The organism is Streptomyces sp. NBC_01426, assembly GCF_036231985.1.
GTDB lineage: Bacteria > Actinomycetota > Actinomycetes > Streptomycetales > Streptomycetaceae > Streptomyces.
Genome location: NZ_CP109501.1, coordinates 473,688 through 491,372, shown reverse-complemented (window position 1 = coordinate 491,372; position 17,685 = coordinate 473,688). Strand labels below are relative to the sequence as shown.

Sequence of the window (17,685 nt, the reverse complement as noted above, 5' to 3'; positions counted from 1 at the left end):
GTCGAGGAGTTCCGATGCACAGCTCGACCGCCACCCTCGCGGGAAGCGGCTTCAGCGAGGCCCTGAACGAAGGACTGCTGCGCGCCGCACCGCGTCTGTACCGCCCGCGCACCGCACCGGTGGGCACGGGCTTGCGTCGACTCCCGGCCACGCCCGTCGCACCGGCGGGGACCACGGCCCCGGTACTGGCGAGCTGGGAGACCGAGGCCGTCCTGGAACGGTTCGCGACCCGGCTGCCCTCCGTACTGACGCCCGCCGAGGCGGAACTGCCCGAACTGCGGGCCACGTTGCAGTCGTTCGCCCGGACCGTCCTGTCGCGCGCCGGTAATCCGGACCTCCCGCGGAGCGCCGAGGAGGCCGTCCCGCCCGCTGCCGCCGCGCACCGCCTCGTCGGCGCCGCCTCGCTGCTCCTGGAGTGCGCCCTGCTGCACGTCATGGAGCACGGAGCGGCCCACACCGGCACCGGACTGCTGCGCGCGGTGGCCGTCGTACGAAGCCTCGGCGAGGCCATGTCCGGCGCGGGCACGGACTTCTGGCAGGGCGACGGGGGCCGGAGCGACAGCCGCCGGCTGGCCCGGCAGTTGCACGACGAACTCGGCGGCGCACTCGCCGCGGCCCGCCGCAGCGTCGCCCTGGCCGCGCGCGAGCCGGAGGCCGCCGCTTCCCATCTGGCCGCCGCAGGAAGGGCGTTGGACGAGGCCGGGCAGGAGAACCGGGCGCTGGTCGACGGGCTGCGCAGGCGTGCGCGACTGCCCTCGCTCCGCGAGGCCCTCGACTCCTTCCTCGCGGGAGCCCGGCCCGCGGCGAGCGTGAGCGTGCGGGTGACGGGCGACGAGACGCTGCTCCCCGAGCGGTTCCGACAGGAGCTGTTCCTGGTTCTGCGCGAGGCGCTGCGCAATGCCTTCGCGCACGCCGCCGCCGATCGTGTCGAGGTGGGCGTGCGCACCACGCGCCGCTGGCTGTACGCCAAGGTGGAGGACTTCGGCCCCGGTCCGGGGGGCGAGGTGCCGGCCGCGCCCGGTCCGGCGTACGGACTGTGCTCGATGACCGAGCGCGTGGAGGAGCTGGGCGGCCGGCTGCGGATCTCCGCGGGTGAACAGGGAGGCACGCTCGTGGAGATCCACCTGCCGCTGGCCCCGCGCACCTGACACCTGTCGTCGGGGTTCGTCCGGCCCTCGGTGTCCGGTGCCGTGTGTCGCGAGGCCGGCTCCTTCGCGGCGCTCCCCCGGATCCCGCCGGACCACCGGCCGGGACCCGGGAGGGCGCGAGGGCGCGCGAGACCGGCCGCGGGGGTCGGCCGGTCCGCGCGCCGGCCGCCGACCGGGTCGAGTCTCCGGTCAGGTCGAGGCGCCCGTCATCGGGGCGCGGGTCATCGGGGCGCGGGCCGCGGGTGGGCGCCGCGGCGGGATCTCGGCGCCGCGCTCCCCGGGGGAATCCCCCGGGGCGGTCGTCGCCTCAGGCGCGCGTGGTCCGGCTGAGGACGTGGCTCAGGCCCTTGACCATCTCCGTCGCCATCACCGCCTGTCCCGAGGTCGAGAAGTGGATGCGGTCCTCGCTCAGGAGGTCGTCCCGGTCGTTGACGGGGTGGTGCCACATGTCCACGACGACGGCCTCGTACTCGGCGGCCAGACCGCGGGTGATGTCGTTGATCCTGGCGACCCGCTCGCTCCAGTCGGGGAAGACCGGGATCACGTACGCCCTGCCCAGCGTGAACGTCGTCAGCTGGGCACCGGTCCCCGACGCCAGCTCGTACATGCGGCGCAGCTTCCGCTCGATCTCGGCGAAGTCCGGGGTGCGTCGCACGAGGTCGTTCGCACCGCAGGGCAGGTGCAGCAGGTCGGGTGCGAACTCGATCGCGTGCTCGATCTGCTTTTCGAGGGTCTGCGACGTCGTCGCTCCGTCCTCGGCGGTGTTCAGGTACGCCAGGTCCGGGCGCACCCGGCGCAGGACGTCGGCGAGCCGGTCGGACCAGCCCTTGTCCACATAGCCGGGACTGGCGTCGCCGGTGCCCGCCGACAGGCTGTCCCCGATCACCGCGAAGCGGTGCCACGGGGCGTCGAAGAGCAGCGCCGCGGCGTCCAGCGGCTGCAGGCAGAAGGGGTCGGACTCCTCAGTGAGGCGCGTCGAAGTCATGAGAAAAGAGTACGGTCGATCGTATGTAGAAGCAAGGGTCAGCTGTCTCCCCGGCCGGCTCCCTCCCCGCCGGCCGTGCGGAGCCGGCGGTCCAGGGCCATGGAGAACTCGGCCTCGACCACGCGCTCGGCCAGCGGACGCAGACGCTCCGCGTCCGCGTCCGTGACGTGCGCCCGGACGGTCGTCGCGAAGATGTCGGCCAGCGCCTCCGCGTGGCGGCGGACCCGGGTCGCGGACTCCAGGACCGCCGCCAGCGGAACCCCCTCGCGGACCAGGGAGACCGAGACGTCGAGCAGCCGGCGGCTGACGTGCACGAGGGCGTCGCCGTCGGTGCGGATGTAGCCGAGGTCGAGGGCGGCGGCGAGGTTCGCCGGGGTGACCTGGCCCTCGAAGTGGTCGGCCAGCTCCTCCGGCGCGAGACGGACCGGATCCTCCTCGGCCGGCCGGTCCAGCCCGAGGAGTTCGCCGACGTCGCGCCCCGATTCGAAGGCCTCGGTGAGATCGACGATGGTGCTCAGGGTGTGGCCCCGCTCCAGGAGCCCGATCACGGTGCGCAGCCGGGCCAGGTGGTGATCGTCGTACCAGGCGATCCGCCCCTCGCGCCGGGGCGGCGGGAGCAGCTTGCGCTCGCGGTAGAAGCGCAGGGTGCGCACGGTGATCCCCGCTTTTCCGGCCAGTTCCTCCGCGCGGTACTCGGCGGGGGCGGCCGCCCGGTCGGTGGCGACGGCCGGGCGGTCGTCGTCGCGGCGGCCGCGCCGGGCCCGGGGGTGATCCGCTATGACGGCGCGCCGATCATGATCCGTTCCCGTTGACGCTGCCGTCCGCCCGAGATCGGCGTGAAGCGGGTGGCGGGATCGGAGGTGGCCCGGAGTTCGGTGCCGGGCCTGATGCCCAGTTCCCGACTCAGTACGGTCTCCGCGTTGTTGTAGGCCTCGGTCGCCTCGGCGTGGCGTCCCATCCGCTGGAGCGCGATGATGTGTCGGGCGCGCATGGACTCGTTCAGCGGGTCCTCGGAGATGAACTTCCTGGCGTTCAGCACCACCTTCTGGTTGTGGTCGAGGGTCAGCCAGGCGTCGATGAGCGTTTCCCGTGCCGCCGCCCGCCAGCGGTGGAGTTCGTCGGCCGCCGTGGCGACCAGCGGCCCTTCGAGGGCGTCGATCAGGGCGTCTCCCTGCCACAACGAGAGGGCGTCCTCCAGGATGGTCGCCACGACCGAGGGAGTGCCCGGCGCGAGGTTCAGTGCGCGCTCCACCAGTCGCACGAACCGGTGGGCGTCCACCGCGTCCCGGTCGATGTTGAGCCGGTAGCCGGAATTGACCGTCTCCAGCAGGTCGGCGTTCCCGCCGTGTCGTTGCAGCCAGCGGCGCAGCCGGGCCACATGGGCGTGCACCGCGTTGACGGCGTCGCCCGCCGTCCGGATCAGGTCCAATTCCTCGATCAGTTCGTCACGGCGGACCTCGTTCTCGGCGCGGAGCGCGAGAACGGCCAGAATGCTTCTCAACTTCGCGCCACTCAACATGATTTCAGTGTTCTTGAGCTCGATCCGCTGCGGCCCCAGAATATGTATTCCAGCGACGGTCACTGTTCTTCTCCCCCTGTTGTAAGAGATCAGAGACACATGCGGGCACCGTCGAGGCCGCCCGAATGCTTGACGCTTTTTGTCCGGAATCGCCAAGAAGACGACCGAGGGAGATCCTATTGGTGCTCAAGTTGCATATGCAGCCGCACGTTCGAGCAGGGGCCTACTCGGCGTGCGCCCCCCTCGTTCGAGTAGGGGCCCTACTCACCCGCGCCCCGATCGACCGGACCCACTCGACCGGCGCACGACGCACGAACCGGCACATCGGCCGGCAAATGCTGTACGATCGACCGTATGGGTAGTGCTACAGAGCCGGTCACCTCGCCTTCGAGTGGCCCCGGGTCGTCTGCGCTCCTGCCCCAGGAGCAGACCGAGGTCACGGACAAGCGCCTCCTGCGGGGCGCCCGTACACGCAAGATCGTGCTCCGCCAGGCTGTCGACGTCGCCTCGCTGGAGGGTCTCGGGAGTGTCAGTTTCGGCCGTCTCGCGCTCGACACGGGGCTGAGCAAAGCGGGCATCCAGACCCTGTTCAAGACAAAGGAAATCCTGCAGCTCTCCGCCGTCGAGTTCGCGCGCGGGCTTTTCATCGACGCCGTCATCCGGCCGGCGAAGTCGGCGCCCCACGGCGTCGCCCGACTGCGCGCCCTGCTCGACCATTGGATCGTCTACGCGGAGACCCCGCTTTTCGCCGGCGGATGCTTCCGGGCCGCGAACCTCGCGGAGTTCGACAGCCGCCCCGGGCCGGTCCGTGACGCGCTCTTCCACGATCAGCGGGAATGGCGCGAAGTCATCGCGGTCGAATTGCGCCACGCGGTGGAATCGGGTGAGATCGCGGAACTCGACATCGAACTCGCTGTCTTCCAGATCGACGCCCTGCTGTGTGCCGCGAACACCGCGTTCCAGACCGGTGACGCGGAGGCGGTGGGCAAGGCCCGCCGCATCATCGAGGGTCTGCTCGTCCCTCCGCGCTGACATCTCCCCTCCGCCCCTCGGGGCGCACGCCTCCCTCACGACACACGCCGATGCGGCGGACCGATCGGTCCGCCGCATCGGCGTCGTCGCGTTCCCCTCCGACGGACGAGGTGTCAGCCGCCGGCCTGCGCCTTCTTGTTCGGCAGCAGGAAGACCAGGACGGCCGCCAGGACGGCGATGGCGAACGTGGTCAGGGAGGACATGGCGAACGCGTGCCCCGCGGCCTCCACACGTCCGTCGGTCTCGGGACGGAACGAGTTGAAGAAGATCGCCCCGATGACGGCGACGCCCAACGCGCCACCGATCTGCTGGGCGGTCGACAGGACCCCGGACGCCATGCCCACGGTCTCCGGGGCGATCCTGCTCAGGACCGTGTTCAGCAGCGGCGTGATGAGCAGTCCGCCGCCGACGCTCTGCAGCATCAGGGTGGGGATGATCAGCCCCGGGGTCAGCCTCGGCCCGGAGAGCAGGACGATCGCGGTCGCCAGGTACCCGGACGCGAGGACGACCGCCCCGATCTCCAGGACGCGCCGGCCGTACTTCGGCACGAGTCGGCCGGCGATCTTGCTGAAGACGAAGAAGGTCACCGCGGCCGGGGTGTAGACCAGCCCCGCGCCGAGCGCGGACATGCCGAGCCCTTCCTGCATCGCGATGGACAGCGCGAGGTAGTAGGAGGTCAGCAGCGCGTACACGGCCAGGACCAGGACGATTCCGAGCGAGAACGAGCGCTGCGCGAACAGGCTCAGCCTCATCAGCGGGTCCCCGCCGCGCTTGTCGACGGCGCGTTCCAGCGTGACGAACAGGCCGAAGGCCACGACACTGGCGACGAAGCAGGCCCAGGTCCACCACGGCCAACCCGCCTCACGTCCCTGGATGAGCGGGAACGTGAGCAGCAGCAGGGCGGCGCTCAGCGCGAGGACGCCGGGGATGTCCAGCTTGCGGGTGCCCGCCGCGCGGGACTCCGGCACGTACTTCACCGCGCAGAGGATCGTGACGATGCCGATCGGCACGTTGACCCAGAACACCGACCGCCAGCCGGTCCCGAACAGGTCGGCGCCGATCAGCAGACCACCGACGAGCTGCCCGCTCATGGTCGCCAGACCGATCACGATGCCCAGGGTGCCGAAGACCCGGTGCCGCGCCTTCTCCGCGACGACGAGCGTGATGACCGCGAAGACCTGGGGCACCATCAGTGCCGCGCCCAGGCCCTGGACGATGCGGGCCCCGATGAGCGTGCCGGGGTCCTGCGCCATGGCGCAGGCCAGCGACGCCAGGGTGAAGACCGCGGTGCCGGTGATGAAGATCCGCTTGCGTCCGTAGAGGTCGGCGAGCCGGCCGCCCGTGATCATCAGTACCGCGTAGCTGAGCTGGTAGCCCGCGAGGATCCACTGCAACTGGCCGACGGAGGCGCCCAGATCGGCCTGGATCGCGGGGCCCGCCACCACGACGATGAACGAGTCGAGGATCGCCATGAACATGCCGACCATGACGACGGACACGGCGGGCCACGGCACCGCCGGAACGGCCTCCGGCTCCACCGCGACGGCTTCTGTCTTGGCATTCGTCACGAATGCATCCCCTTCTCGTCTTTCCACTCCGCGCTGGACATGACGGCCCGGCGGGACGCGGTCGAGACCGCCCGGGCCGATACCTGTGAGATGAGTGTACGCACGACCGTATGCTTACTTCAATCCGTACCGCGGATCACGCCGCGTCGGTGGGGTGAGGGACGGAGGCGAGCCGGCGGCCGGCGGGGCGGCCCGTCAGCGTGAACGCCCGGGGATCCGGCCGTCGGGTGGCGCGCCAGTACGAGGTGCCGGTCCCGGGCCACGACTGCCGATTGAGCCCCGTGTGGTCCAGGAACCAGCTGTGGCAGCCGCCCGTGTTCCACACGGAACCGGCGAGCTTGCCGTGCAGCCGGGCGTTGAACGCGCGCTGGACGTCCGCGCGCACCTCCATCCGGGTGGCCCGCCGCGTCCTCATCAGGCGCAGGCACTCCACGACGTAGTGCAGCTGCGCCTCGATGACGAACAGGATCGACTGGGCGCCGCCGCCCGAGTTGGGGCCCATCAGCATGAACATGTTGGGGAACCCCGACACCGTCGTGCCCAGGTGCGCGGTCATGCCGTCCCGCCACGCCTCCTGGATGGTGACGCCGTCGCGGCCGACGATGTGCTCCGTGGCGCAACGGTTGTCCGTGGCGAATCCCGTGCCCAGGATCACGACGTCGGCCTCGTGCAGTTCCCCGTCCGCCGTCCGGATCCCGGTCTCGGTGAACTCCGCTATCGCAGAGGTGACCAGGTCCACGTCGGGGCGTTGCAGGGCCGGGTAGTAGTCGTTCGTGAGCAGGATGCGCTTGCACCCGATGGTGTAGTCGGGCGTCAGCTTCGCCCGCAGTTCCGGGTCCGGCACCTGCTTTCGCAACATGCGCAGCGACGCCGCCTCCAGCACCTTGAGGAACTTCGGGTTCAGGAACGCGAGCACGGGGAGCTCGTGCGTCCAGTAGGCCGTGAGCCGGTACAACTGCTGCACGAACGGCAGGGACTTGAACAGCCTGTGTTCCAGGGCCTTCAGCGGCCGGTCGGCCTTCGGCAGCACCCAGTGCGCGCTGCGCTGGAAGACGTCGACGTGCGCGGCGGTGCCGGCGATCTCCGGGATGAACTGGGCGGCGCTCGACCCGGTGCCGACGACCGCGACGCGCTTGCCCGACAGGTCCACCGAGTGGTCCCACTGCGCCGAGTGGAACAGCGTGCCCTGGAACCGGCCCATGCCCGGCAGGTCGGGGATGTTGGGCTGGTGCAGCGATCCGTGGGCCAGGACGACGACGCGCGGCCGGTACTCGCGGCCCGTCCGGGTCCGTACGGACCACCGGTCGCTCGCCTCGTCGAACTCGTAGGAGACCGCCTCGGTGTTGAACCTGATGTGCGATTCGAGGGCGTGGTCTTTGACGACGCGCTTGATGTAGTCGAGGATCTCCGGCTGCGAGGCGTACATCCGGCTCCACGCGCGGTTGGGGGCGAAGGAGTACGAGTACATGACGCTCGCGACGTCGCAGGCGCAGCCGGGGTAGGTGTTCTCCCGCCACGTGCCGCCCACGTCGTCGGCCTTCTCCAGCACCACGAAGTCGGAGTGCCCGGCCGCGAGCAGTTTCATCGCCATGCCGAGGCCGGCGAACCCGGTTCCCACGATCAGCACGTCCGGCGTTTCGACTGCCTCTGATGTCGCCGGTGTGGAAGCCATCAGGCGTCTCCTTACCTGCTCGATTGCCAAGAGCGGACGATTCATCCTCCGGAACGGCTCTGACACCGTTCTGCCCTGCGCACGGGGCCGGTTCAGAGGCCCGTCAGATGCCATCTGGGACCATCCGGGTCCATCGTTCGGGACGGGTGTGACGGGAGATCTGATCCCCCCTTGAGTCCTACAAACCAGAACAAGACGACAGACGCCGCGCCCACGGCGTCCGGGCGGGCCGGTCCCCCGGTCGCACCGGGCCGGCGCACGCAGATCCTCGTGATCGGCGGGGGGCTCGCGGGGCTCGCCGCCGCGATCCGTTTCCGTCGCGAGGGGTGGCACGACTTCCTGGTCCTCGAACGGGGCGACGACGTCGGCGGCACGTGGCGTGACAACACCTACCCCGGTGCGGCGTGCGACGTGCCGTCGCACCTCTACTCGTACTCCTTCGCCCTGAACCCCGGCTGGAGCCGGTCGTTCTCCACCCAGCCGGAGATCCAGGCGTACATCACCCGGGTGTCGAGGCGGTACCGCGTCCGGGACCGGCACGTCTTCGGGTGCGAGGTGCTCGCCGCGCGCTGGGTGGAGGACTCCGCCCGGTGGGAGGTCGAGACCTCCCGGGGGCTGTTCGTCGCGGACGTCCTGGTGGGCGCGTTCGGCGCCCTGTGCGAGCCGTCGCTGCCGGACATACCGGGGATCGACACCTTCGCAGGGAAGATCTTCCACTCGGCGCGGTGGGACCACGGCAGCGACCTGGAGGGCCTGAAGGTCGCGGTCGTCGGAACGGGCGCGTCGGCCGTCCAGATCGTCCCCGCGATCGCCCCCCGGGTCGCCGAACTCCAGGTGTACCAGCGCACCGCACCGTGGGTGCTGCCCCGCATGGACCGCCCGTACTCCGCGCTCGAACGCCTCGCGTGCCGGTACGTGCCCTTCTACCAGCGGCTCGTGCGCGGCGGCATCTACTGGGCGCACGAGGCGCAGGCCGTCGCCCTGGCGAAGCGGCCCGCGCTGATGCGGCCCGTCGGGGCGTTCGCCCGGGCCAAGTTGCGGCGCGAGGTGCCGGACCCGGCCCTGCGGCGCCGGCTCACGCCCGAATACCGCGCCGGGTGCAAGCGCATCCTGCTCTCCAACACCTACTACCCGACCTTCCGGCAGGACCACGTCTCGCTCGTCACCGAGGGCATCGCGGAGATCCGGGAGAAGTCCGTGGTCACCGCGGACGGAACGGTCCGCGAGGTGGACGCCCTGGTCCTGGCCACCGGGTTCCGGGTGACCGACTCCCCCACCTACCGCAGGATCCGCGGCAAGGACGGCCGCAGCCTCGGCGAGGTCTTCGACACCGTGGGCCGGCAGTGCTACAAGGGCACGGCGATCGCGAACTTCCCCAACATGTTCCTGCTGGTCGGCCCCAACACCGGCCTCGGCCACAACTCGATGATCTTCATGATCGAGTCCCAGGTGAACTACCTGGTCGATGCCCTCGCGACCATGCGGCGACGGCGCGTCCGCTCGCTGGAGGTCCGCGCCGAGGCGCAGGAGGACTTCTCCCGGATGCTGCGCCACCGACTGTCCCGGACCGTCTGGAACACCGGTGGTTGCGCCAGTTGGTACCTGGACAAGCACGGCGACAACACCACGATGTGGCCCGGCTTCTCGTACGAATTCCGGCGGATCACGCGGAAGTTCGACATCGACGCCTTCCACGTCACGACCCGAGGACCACAATGACCAGGAAAGCGGAAGCCGCCGGCTTCGCAGGGAAAGTCGTCGTCATCACCGGTGCGGGATCGGGGATCGGTCGCGCGCTCGCGCTGCGCCTCGCCGACCTCGGCGCCGATCTCGCGCTCTGCGACATCGACGTCGACGGCGCCGAGGCGACCGCGGTGCGGTGCGAGGCCAAGGGCGTCGGGGTCAAGGTCGACCGGCTCGACGTGACCGAGAGGGAGGCCGTGCTGGCGTACGCGGACGAGGTCCGCGCGCACTTCGGCCGGGTCAACCAGATGTACAACAACGCGGGCATCGCCTTCTACGGCGAGGTGGCGCGGGAGTCGTTCAAGGACATCGAACGCGTTCTGGACGTGAACTTCTGGGGCGTGGTGAACATGACCAAGGCCTTCCTGCCCCATCTGATCGAGTCCGGCGACGGCCACGTCGTCAACGTCTCCAGCCTCTTCGGGCTGATCACCTATCCGGGGCAGAGCGCCTACAACGCCTCCAAGTTCGCGGTGCGCGGGTTCACCGAGTGCCTGCGTCAGGAGATGCTGCTGGCCCGGCATCCGGTCCGGGTGACCTGTGTGCACCCCGGCGGCATCAAGACCGCCGTCGCGCGCAACGCCACGGCCGCGGCGGGACTGGACGCGGCCGGCATCGCGCGCGCCTTCGACCGGCGGCTGGCCTTGCACAGCCCGGAGATGGCCGCCGACACCATCGTCGAGGGCGTCGCGCGGGGGCGGGCGCGCGTCCTGGTGGGCGCGGAGGCCAAGGCCCTCGACCTGCTGGGCCGCGTCAGTCCGACGGGCTCCCAACGGTTCGGGACCTGGATGTCCCGCCTCATCAGGATCGCCCCGCGGCCCGGGAGCACGTCGTGAGGTCGCTGCCGACCCTGCCGCTGCCGCTCGCGCGGGTACTGCTGCACCCCGGCTTCCGGCTCGCCTTCCACCACCGGCTGCCGTACGCGGCGCAGCGCGCGCTGCTGAACGGCTTCGCGCGGTTGCAACCGCTGCCGCCGGACACCTCCGTACAGGCCCTCCACCTGGGCGGGCGGCCCGCCGAACGGGTCACCGTCGGGCCGACGTCCGGGACCGGGGCCGTGCTGTACCTGCACGGCGGCGGACACACGGTGGGCTCGCCCGCCACCCACCGCTCGCTGGCCGCGCACCTGGCCCGCGAGATCCGGCGGCCCGTCTACCTGCCGGACTACCGCCTGGCGCCCGAGCACCCCTGCCCGGCGTCCACGCAGGACGCGCTCGCCGCGTTCGACGCGCTGACGACCTCGGAGGGCCACGCCCCCGACACGATCGTCCTGGCCGGCGACTCGGCGGGCGGGGCCGTGGCCCTGGCGGCGGCCCAACTGCTCGCCTCCGACCCGGGGCGCCGGCCGGCGGCCCTCGTCCTGGTCTCCCCCTGGGCGAACCCGAACCTGGTGGCCGACCGGAGCCGCGATCTCGTGATCAACCGCCGGTGGGCGCTCGCCTGCGCCGCCGCCTACCTGGGTACCGGCGATCCGGCGGACCCCCGGTACGCCCCCCTGCTCGGTCCGATGGCGGGGCTGCCGCCGACCTACCTCCACACCAACACCCGCGAACTCCTGTACTCCCAGTGTCTCGACCTCGCCGTGGCCCTGCGGCGCGCGGGCGTGCGGCTGCGCTACGCGGAGAGCGCCGTCCTGTGGCACGCGGCGCAGGCGCAGGCGGGGCTGGTCGCGGAGGCGGCCGCGTCGCTGCGCGACATCGGCGACTTCCTGACGGCGAACTGGTCGCGCGGGCAGGCGGAGGCCGCCGGTCGCGATGCGGTGCGCTCCTCCTGAAACGCGGGTGGGCCCCGCCCCTCGGCCGGATGACGGCCGAGGGGCGGGGCCCACCCGCGTTTCAGGGTCCCGCCGGCGCCAGGCCGAGCTTCTGCGCCCACAGCACGGCGAGTTGCGAGGCCATGCCCGCTGCGGCGTCGCCGCGGAAGGTTCGGCGCGCGGGCGGCGACGGCGCCGGTTCGGGGGGCGCCGGGAGCCGGTCGAGCAGGATGCCGCCGCGCGGGGTGCACCAGCCGAACGCGGCGGTGTCCACCCATCGGCGGGCGCCGGCGGCGCTGCGGACCTCCAGTTGCAGCCGGCCCCGCAGGCCGACCGGCAGCCGCGTCCCGTCCGTGTCGTCGATGATCCGGGCTCCGGTCGCGGCGCCGCCCGGGGCGTCGGGCAGCGTTCCCAGCAGTGCGGCGAGCGCGCCGGGCGCGCGCACCGCACGCGCCGGCGGAGCGAAGGGGATCGAGCCGACCGCGGCGGACGGGTCGGCGACGGCCGCGGCCAGCAGGTCGCCGTAGTGGCGGGCGAGCAGGCGCACCGTGGCCTCGTCGAAGAGTTCCTCGGCGTAGCGCAGGACGAGGTCCGTCGCGGTCACGTCGAGGGACATGTCGCACGGGGCGGGCCTCGGGCCGCCGTGCGCGAGCAGCGGGGTGACCTCGGTGACAGCGACCCCCGGCAGGGTCAGGGGCGCCGGTTCGCCGACCACCCGGAAGGAGAACCGGGTCGGGGACGCCGGCGCGCCGTCCGGGTCGAGTCCCGGCCGGGCGGCCTCGCGCACGACGAGCGCGTCGAAGGGCTCGTCGGGACGGTAGGCGCGGCGCAGCAACGCGACCGGGTCGGCCGGGCGGCGGCCCGCGCGCTCGGGCGGGATCGGATCGACGGCGCCGTGGTGCGCCATGAGGACGGTGACCTCCGGAGCCCCGGACCAGCGGGCGAGCAGCACCTCCAGTCCGGCGAGCAGGACGACGAACCGGGGTACCCGGCACCGCCGCGCGAGGGCTTCGACGCCCGCGAGCACCGCCGGGTCCCACCGGTGGCGCACCACGGCGGCGGTGAAACGATCCGCCGCGGGACGCGGGAGGGGTGGTGCCTCCGGAGTCACGCGGCGCCGGGCCGCCCGGCCGCGCGGGCGCGCCGGAGCGGACGGGGGAGACGCGTGCGCCTCGCGCGCGTACAGCGCGCCCAGTTCGCGGCGGAACACGCCCTCGGCCCAACCGTCCCAGGGGCCGCGGCCGGCGGAGACGACGAGGACGTGGTCCCGCGTCCCGAGCCGGAACAGTTCGACGCGCGGGCGCGGCGGGGCCGACGGATCGGTCCCGGTGGCCGCGCGTGCGGCCGACGGGTCCGGGCGGGCGGCCGCGCGCGCGGCCAACAGGTCGCGGAGCGCGGACAGGTCCGGTACGTCGACGACGGTCGGGGGCTCGGACGCCTCCTCCCCCGCCCGGGGGGTGAGCGCGCCGAGGGCCCGCCCCAACGCGTCGGTGTCCAGCGCGTGGTCGAGCCGCCAGGCCCGGGCGAGCACGTCGGGCGCGTGGGGCGGTGGCGGCTGCGTCACCGGGCGGCGCGGTGCCCGGCTCCCGGGGGTCGGGGCGGGTTCGACCACGTGACGCTCCCTTCCCTCCGGCCTCGGGCCGGGGCGGGGCCGTGCGGCCGTCGCCACTACTTCGGGAGGTCGGCGGCCCCGCGTCCGGTGTCGGCGCGCACCACCTCGTAGTACTCGGCGACCCGCTTGGAGATGTTGGCCGCAGTGTTCCGGGCGGCGGTGGCCACGAAGGGCTCCAGCGTCTTCTCGATCGCCCTGCCGGCGATTCCACCGGGCAGCCGGAACTCGATGCGGAATTCCACCGTGCTGTGGGTCGCGTCGACGGCGGCGAAATCGAAGGTCGTGTTCGAGTCCATGCCGGACACCGACGTGTAGGCGATCCGGACGTCCTTCTCCCATTCGACGGTCTCGATGGTCGATTTCAGGGTGGACGGACCCATCTTCGATATCGCCTCGTAGATCGACCCGGGGCCGTGGTCGAGGGCTCCGACCGGCTTGTAACTCGTCATCCCGTGCCAGTATTCGGTCACGTTCCGGTAGTCGTCCAGATAGGCGAAGGTGACGTCGAGCGGGGCATTGCAGGTCGCGACGAAACGGACTTCGGTCACAGCGGGATCCGTTCTGTGCTCGGTGGGGGCGGAGCGGAAGGAGCAGGATTCGAACCTGCGTGGGCGTGAGCCCGACCGGGTTTCCCCGGACCTCGTTCGGCCGCTTCGAGTACCCTTCCAGGGTCGTTCTCTCACAGGATGTTCGTCGCACGCACCACGCTCCACAGGGAACGCGGCGATATCCCCCCGTCGAAGGCGAAGTATTCGGGCAGCACCGCGTTCGGATACCACTTCGACTTGTATTCGAGTTGGCTCTTGGCGGGATAGACGCGGTCACCGTGTTCGGCGATCAGACGGATCATCCGGGTGGCGGCGCGGCTCGCGGTCGGCAGTCGGTGGGCTTCGTCCAGGCCGGTGAACGGCGTGAACCCGAAGTGCAGCCAGGGCGCCCCCAGGGCCCGGACGTGGTCGATGGCGTGGGAGTTGATCGCCTCCATCACACCCGGTGGGCAGTCCGGCAGCCGCCGGCTCAGGTCGTGCAGCCAGCCGGGACGTGATCCGTACACGGGGGCGTAGGAGACGTAGCCGATCGCGGCGCCGTCGATCCTGCCGACGAACAGCTTCCGCAGGGGCTGCCAGGGTCCGCCGATCTCGCCGATCAGGAACGTCAGTTCCTTGGTGTGCTTCCCCTTCTCCCGCAGCCACCTCGCGTCGATGTCCGCGATCTCGCCGGCGACCGCGTCGGCCTCTGCATCGACCGCAGAGACCTCCAGCCCCGCGCGCTGGGCGCGGGAGATCTTGTTCCGCAGTCGTACGAAGCGTTTGCCGCGCAGACTGAAATCCGTGAGTTCCACGGCATAGGACGCCCCGACCTGGTTCACGGTGAGTCCCAGTTCCGCGAACAGTTCGGCGTCCTCGCGCTGGAGTTGCACACCGACGACCCTGCGGCCTTTGCGGTGCGCGTGTTCCAGGAACCGGGACTGCAATTCCCTGCGGCCCGGCTCCCCGGTGAAGGGTCCCCCGAATTGGATCCACCGCCGGCCGTGCGGCCGGTAGCAGATGAATCCCTCGATGCCGGTGAAGGTGAAGTACTCGTTGCCGCGGTTGAGGGCGAGGAATGCGCTCGGATTGTCGGCGTACCGCTCAAGGGCGGAAACCATCGAGGCGTGGTCCTGCGGTTGGAGCGAATCGGGCACCTTCATGCGCTGTCCCCACGATCGGCGATGCGTTGGAACAGACGTTAGCGACCCCCTCTGACGCCCGTCCGACGTCACGTCCCGGGAGACGTCAGGGGCGTTTCAGAGCGGCCGTCGATACTGCGATGACGCACCACTGACGCAGGCGGCCCACCGCCACCGAGTTGTCATCGGAATCCAGATTGCAGAGGTCACTTTGACAGCGAACGTCGATTCCCGACCCATACCTTCTCTGAGCAGTTACGTCCGCGGAAAGGACGTGGAGAGCGGCCAGTGGGTGTACGTGCTCTCTACACGTGCCGTCCTGGACGATTCGTTCGCGAGCCTGAGCCTGAAGCGAAAACTCGAGTCGGGCAGGATCTCGCCCGACGAGGTTCCGGAGGGCGTGATCGCCGGCCGGGTCGCGGTCGCCGACAAGGAGACGTCCCTGGACGCGCTGGCCGCCGCGGCCGAGGCGACCCGGATCTGGCGTTCGGTACCGCTCGCGACGCGGTTCGACGGCTGGATGGAGCTGCTGCGCGCCACCATCGACGAACACGGCGACGAGCTGGTCCGGCTGCTGACCCTGGAGGGTCATCCGCTGGAGCTCGCCAAGTGGGAGATCTCCGGGATGCGCGAGCTGACCCGGAAGGAGACGACGCAGTACCTGCGCGGGCAACTGTGGCAGGAGTTCGCCGTGGACGGGCGTCGCAACATCGTCCGCCGGCAGGCCGACGGCGTCGTGTGCATCACGCCGCCCGCCAACGCGCCGCTGGTCAGCGCGCTCCTGGGCACCATGTGCATTCCCGGGGGCAACGCGGCCGTCGTACGCGCCCCGCGCACCGCGCCGTTCGGCGTGACGTACGCGCTGCGGCACCTGATCGCGCCGATCCTGGACGAGATCGGCGCCCCGCCGGGCCTCCTCAACATCGTGTGCGGGCATCCGGGGCCGATGCTGGACGCCTGGATCAACAGCCCGCACGTGGACGACATCATGTACTTCGGTGACGTCCCCAGCGGCCTCAAGCTGGAGGGCCGGTGCATCGAGGCCGGCAAGAAGCCGATCCTCGAACTGGCCGGCAACGACGTGGTCCTGGTCTGGAAGGACGCGGACCTCGACCGGGCCGCCGACGCGCTCGTCGAGAGCTTCTACGGTTCCGGCCAGCTCTGCATGATCCCCAACCAGGCGGTCGTCCACCCGGACGTGGCGGACGACCTGATCGCCCGCGTCGTGGAGCGGGCGAAGGCGCTGCGTCCCGGCTACCCGGACGAGGAGGGCGTGTTGCTCTCCCCCGTGCTGCGCCACGACAAGTTCAACCAGTTCTTGGCCGACGCCGTCGAGCACGGCGCGACCGTCGTCACCGGCGGCCACGGCATGCAGATCGACGGGACCCGGGACAGTTCCGGGTTCTTCCTCGAACCGACGGTGCTCCGGGTCGACGGTCTGCGCGGGGCACGCGAGGCGGACGTGGTCAAGCACGAGACGTTCTTCCCGTTGCTGCCGATCGTCGTCCCCGAACACGCCGACGACGACACCCTGTTCGACGGCTTCGTCGAGTTCGTGAACACGAACCTGTACGGGCTGCGGAACTCGCTGTGGGCGCGGGACGAGTCGGTGATCGACCGGTTCGTGTCCGAGACGGTCAAGGGCGGTCTGCTCAAGGTCAACGACTCGCACATCGCCTTCACCGCACCGCTGCCCTCGCACGGCGGCACCGGGCTGACGGGCGGGGCGTTCGGCGAGGCCAACTACCCCGTGTTGCGGACCACGCACCTCCAAGGGGTGTCCATCGTCGCGACCGATTCCGCGCGACCGTCCGAGGAGAAGGAGCGCGATGCGCACGCTTGACGAGGCCCGCGAGGTCTGTGAGAAGTACCTGCCGGGTCTCCTGGGCAAGCTGTCCGAGATCCCCCTCGCCGAGCTGGAGAAGCCCGGCAACCGCGGCCTGGAGCTGTTCCGGGCGAGTGGCGGTCCGGCGCTGGTGATCCCGAAGAGCTACTCGGGTTCGGGCGCCACACCGCTGGAGGCGATCCAGGTCACCCGCGCGATCGGGGCGGCCGCGCCGTCGCTGGCCGTGGCCTCGACGATGCACCACTTCTCGGTGGCGACCATCTTCACGCTCGCCGAGAGCCTGCGCTCCAGCGGTGTGGAGTGGGCGCTCCTGGAGGGCATCGCCACGCAGAACCTGCTGGTGTCCTCGGGGTTCGCCGAGGGCAACCCCGGTCAGGGGATCCTGTCGCCCACGGTCGGCGGGGTGCGCAAGGACGGCGGGATCGTCGTCAACGGGTCGAAGCGTCCGTGCAGCATCTCGCGTTCCATGGACCTGCTGTCGGCCAGCGTCTCGGTGCCGGCGGAGGACGGCGGATCCGAGACGGTGCTGATGCTCGTGCCGGCGGACACGCCCGGTGTGTCCGTCCATCCGTTCTGGGCCAGTAACGTGCTGGCGGGGGCGGAGAGCGACGAGGTCCGGTTGACGGACGTCTTCGTCGACGACCGGCTGCTCGTGCCCACCGACATCGGTGAGCAGGGCGAGCTCGACGAGTTGCAGACCGTCGGGTTCATGTGGTTCGAGATGCTGATCACCTCCTGCTACCTGGGCATGGCCAGCGCCCTGGTCGAGCGGGCGTTCGCGAGCCGGAAGCTCAGCGCGGAGCAGGTGACGGACCTGGGCGTGCGCGTCGAGAGCGCGGCTCAACTGCTGGAGGGGATCGCCCGGCAGTTGGTCGCGAAGGAGGGCGACAACGCCGCCCTCACCAAGGCGATGATCGCCCGGTACGGCGCCCAGGAGGCGATCGTCGACACCGCGAAGCGGGCGGTCGAGGCCCTGGGCGGCATGGCGTTCATCTCCTCGCCCGACGTGGCGTACCTCGCCGCAGCCTGTCACTGCGTGAGCTTCCATCCGCCGTCCAAGGCCGGCACCAGCCGGGCGCTGGCCGCGAATTTCGCCGGCGACGTACTCAGGTTCGAGTGAGGTACCAGATGCCCGACA

Annotated in this window: 15 protein-coding genes and 1 tRNA gene; 7 read left to right on the top strand and 9 right to left on the bottom strand. The window is 71.1% G+C overall.

All coding sequences use genetic code 11. From position 1 onward, the window contains the following. Nucleotides 1-14 precede the first annotated feature (14 nt). Entirely contained in the window at nt 15-1,148 is a 1,134-nt protein-coding gene (locus OG906_RS36530; RefSeq protein ID WP_329448618.1) for a sensor histidine kinase, read from the top strand. Nucleotides 1,149-1,455: 307 nt separating this feature from the next. Here OG906_RS36530 and OG906_RS36525 read toward each other — a convergent pair whose 3' ends face one another. From OG906_RS36525 to OG906_RS36515, 3 genes are read right to left on the bottom strand one after another with little or no spacing between them, the layout of a single operon-like run. Beyond that, nucleotides 1,456-2,133: an SGNH/GDSL hydrolase family protein gene (locus tag OG906_RS36525; protein ID WP_329448616.1), complete on the bottom strand. Its 678-nt coding sequence runs from the start codon at nt 2,131-2,133 to the stop codon at nt 1,456-1,458. 38 nt (nt 2,134-2,171) lie between these two features. Beyond that, nucleotides 2,172-2,912: a MerR family transcriptional regulator gene (locus tag OG906_RS36520; protein ID WP_443067499.1), complete on the bottom strand. Its 741-nt coding sequence runs from the start codon at nt 2,910-2,912 to the stop codon at nt 2,172-2,174. Further along, nucleotides 2,909-3,634: an AfsR/SARP family transcriptional regulator gene (locus OG906_RS36515; RefSeq protein WP_329448614.1), complete on the bottom strand. Its 726-nt coding sequence runs from the start codon at nt 3,632-3,634 to the stop codon at nt 2,909-2,911. The genes OG906_RS36520 and OG906_RS36515 overlap by 4 nt, the downstream gene beginning before the upstream one ends. Nucleotides 3,635-4,006: 372 nt before the next feature. On the opposite strand from OG906_RS36515, the gene OG906_RS36510 reads away from it, so the two are divergent. Next, on the top strand, nt 4,007-4,684 hold the full coding sequence (locus OG906_RS36510; RefSeq protein ID WP_267827810.1) for a TetR/AcrR family transcriptional regulator: 678 nt from the start codon (nt 4,007-4,009) through the stop codon (nt 4,682-4,684). Between the two features lie 113 nt (nt 4,685-4,797). On the opposite strand, the gene OG906_RS36505 is transcribed toward OG906_RS36510, so the two are convergent. Together OG906_RS36505 and OG906_RS36500 are read right to left on the bottom strand one after the other, a co-directional pair. After that, nucleotides 4,798-6,252, bottom strand: a complete 1,455-nt coding sequence (locus OG906_RS36505) for an MFS transporter (protein ID WP_267803118.1) — start codon at nt 6,250-6,252, stop codon at nt 4,798-4,800. Between the two features lie 136 nt (nt 6,253-6,388). Next, nucleotides 6,389-7,924: a flavin-containing monooxygenase gene (locus OG906_RS36500; RefSeq protein ID WP_329448610.1), complete on the bottom strand. Its 1,536-nt coding sequence runs from the start codon at nt 7,922-7,924 to the stop codon at nt 6,389-6,391. Between the two features lie 264 nt (nt 7,925-8,188). Here OG906_RS36500 and OG906_RS36495 point away from each other — a divergent pair, with 264 nt between their 5' ends. The 3 genes from OG906_RS36495 to OG906_RS36485 are packed head-to-tail and all read left to right on the top strand — an operon-like array spanning nt 8,189 to nt 11,441. After that, nucleotides 8,189-9,643 carry a flavin-containing monooxygenase gene (locus tag OG906_RS36495; RefSeq protein ID WP_329448941.1) on the top strand — a complete coding sequence of 485 codons (1,455 nt, stop codon included), beginning with the start codon at nt 8,189-8,191 and terminating at the stop codon, nt 9,641-9,643. Beyond that, nucleotides 9,640-10,503: an SDR family NAD(P)-dependent oxidoreductase gene (locus OG906_RS36490; RefSeq protein ID WP_267803122.1), complete on the top strand. Its 864-nt coding sequence runs from the start codon at nt 9,640-9,642 to the stop codon at nt 10,501-10,503. The genes OG906_RS36495 and OG906_RS36490 overlap by 4 nt, the downstream gene beginning before the upstream one ends. Beyond that, nucleotides 10,500-11,441: an alpha/beta hydrolase fold domain-containing protein gene (locus OG906_RS36485; protein WP_329448608.1), complete on the top strand. Its 942-nt coding sequence runs from the start codon at nt 10,500-10,502 to the stop codon at nt 11,439-11,441. The genes OG906_RS36490 and OG906_RS36485 overlap by 4 nt, the downstream gene beginning before the upstream one ends. A gap of 61 nt (nt 11,442-11,502) precedes the next feature. On the opposite strand, the gene OG906_RS36480 is transcribed toward OG906_RS36485, so the two are convergent. From OG906_RS36480 to OG906_RS36465, 4 genes are all read right to left on the bottom strand, one after another. After that, nucleotides 11,503-13,032, bottom strand: a complete 1,530-nt coding sequence (locus tag OG906_RS36480; RefSeq protein ID WP_329448606.1) for a hypothetical protein — start codon at nt 13,030-13,032, stop codon at nt 11,503-11,505. A 56-nt stretch (nt 13,033-13,088) separates the two neighbouring features. Next, on the bottom strand, nt 13,089-13,580 hold the full coding sequence (locus tag OG906_RS36475; RefSeq protein ID WP_267803126.1) for an SRPBCC family protein: 492 nt from the start codon (nt 13,578-13,580) through the stop codon (nt 13,089-13,091). Between the two features lie 34 nt (nt 13,581-13,614). After that, nucleotides 13,615-13,699, bottom strand: a tRNA-Phe gene (locus OG906_RS36470). 12 nt (nt 13,700-13,711) lie between these two features. Next, a complete protein-coding gene (locus tag OG906_RS36465) occupies nt 13,712-14,722 on the bottom strand; it encodes a bifunctional lysylphosphatidylglycerol flippase/synthetase MprF (RefSeq protein ID WP_329448604.1) in 1,011 nt (336 codons plus the stop codon). A gap of 175 nt (nt 14,723-14,897) precedes the next feature. On the opposite strand from OG906_RS36465, the gene OG906_RS36460 reads away from it, so the two are divergent. Both OG906_RS36460 and OG906_RS36455 read left to right on the top strand, forming a co-directional pair. Then, nucleotides 14,898-16,544, top strand: a complete 1,647-nt coding sequence (locus OG906_RS36460; protein ID WP_443067498.1) for an aldehyde dehydrogenase family protein — start codon at nt 14,898-14,900, stop codon at nt 16,542-16,544. Beyond that, complete coding sequence (locus OG906_RS36455) at nt 16,531-17,667, top strand: acyl-CoA dehydrogenase family protein (RefSeq protein ID WP_267797720.1); 1,137 nt, start codon at nt 16,531-16,533, stop codon at nt 17,665-17,667. Before OG906_RS36460 ends, OG906_RS36455 begins: the two co-directional genes overlap by 14 nt. The last annotated feature ends 18 nt before the right edge of the window (nt 17,668-17,685 follow it).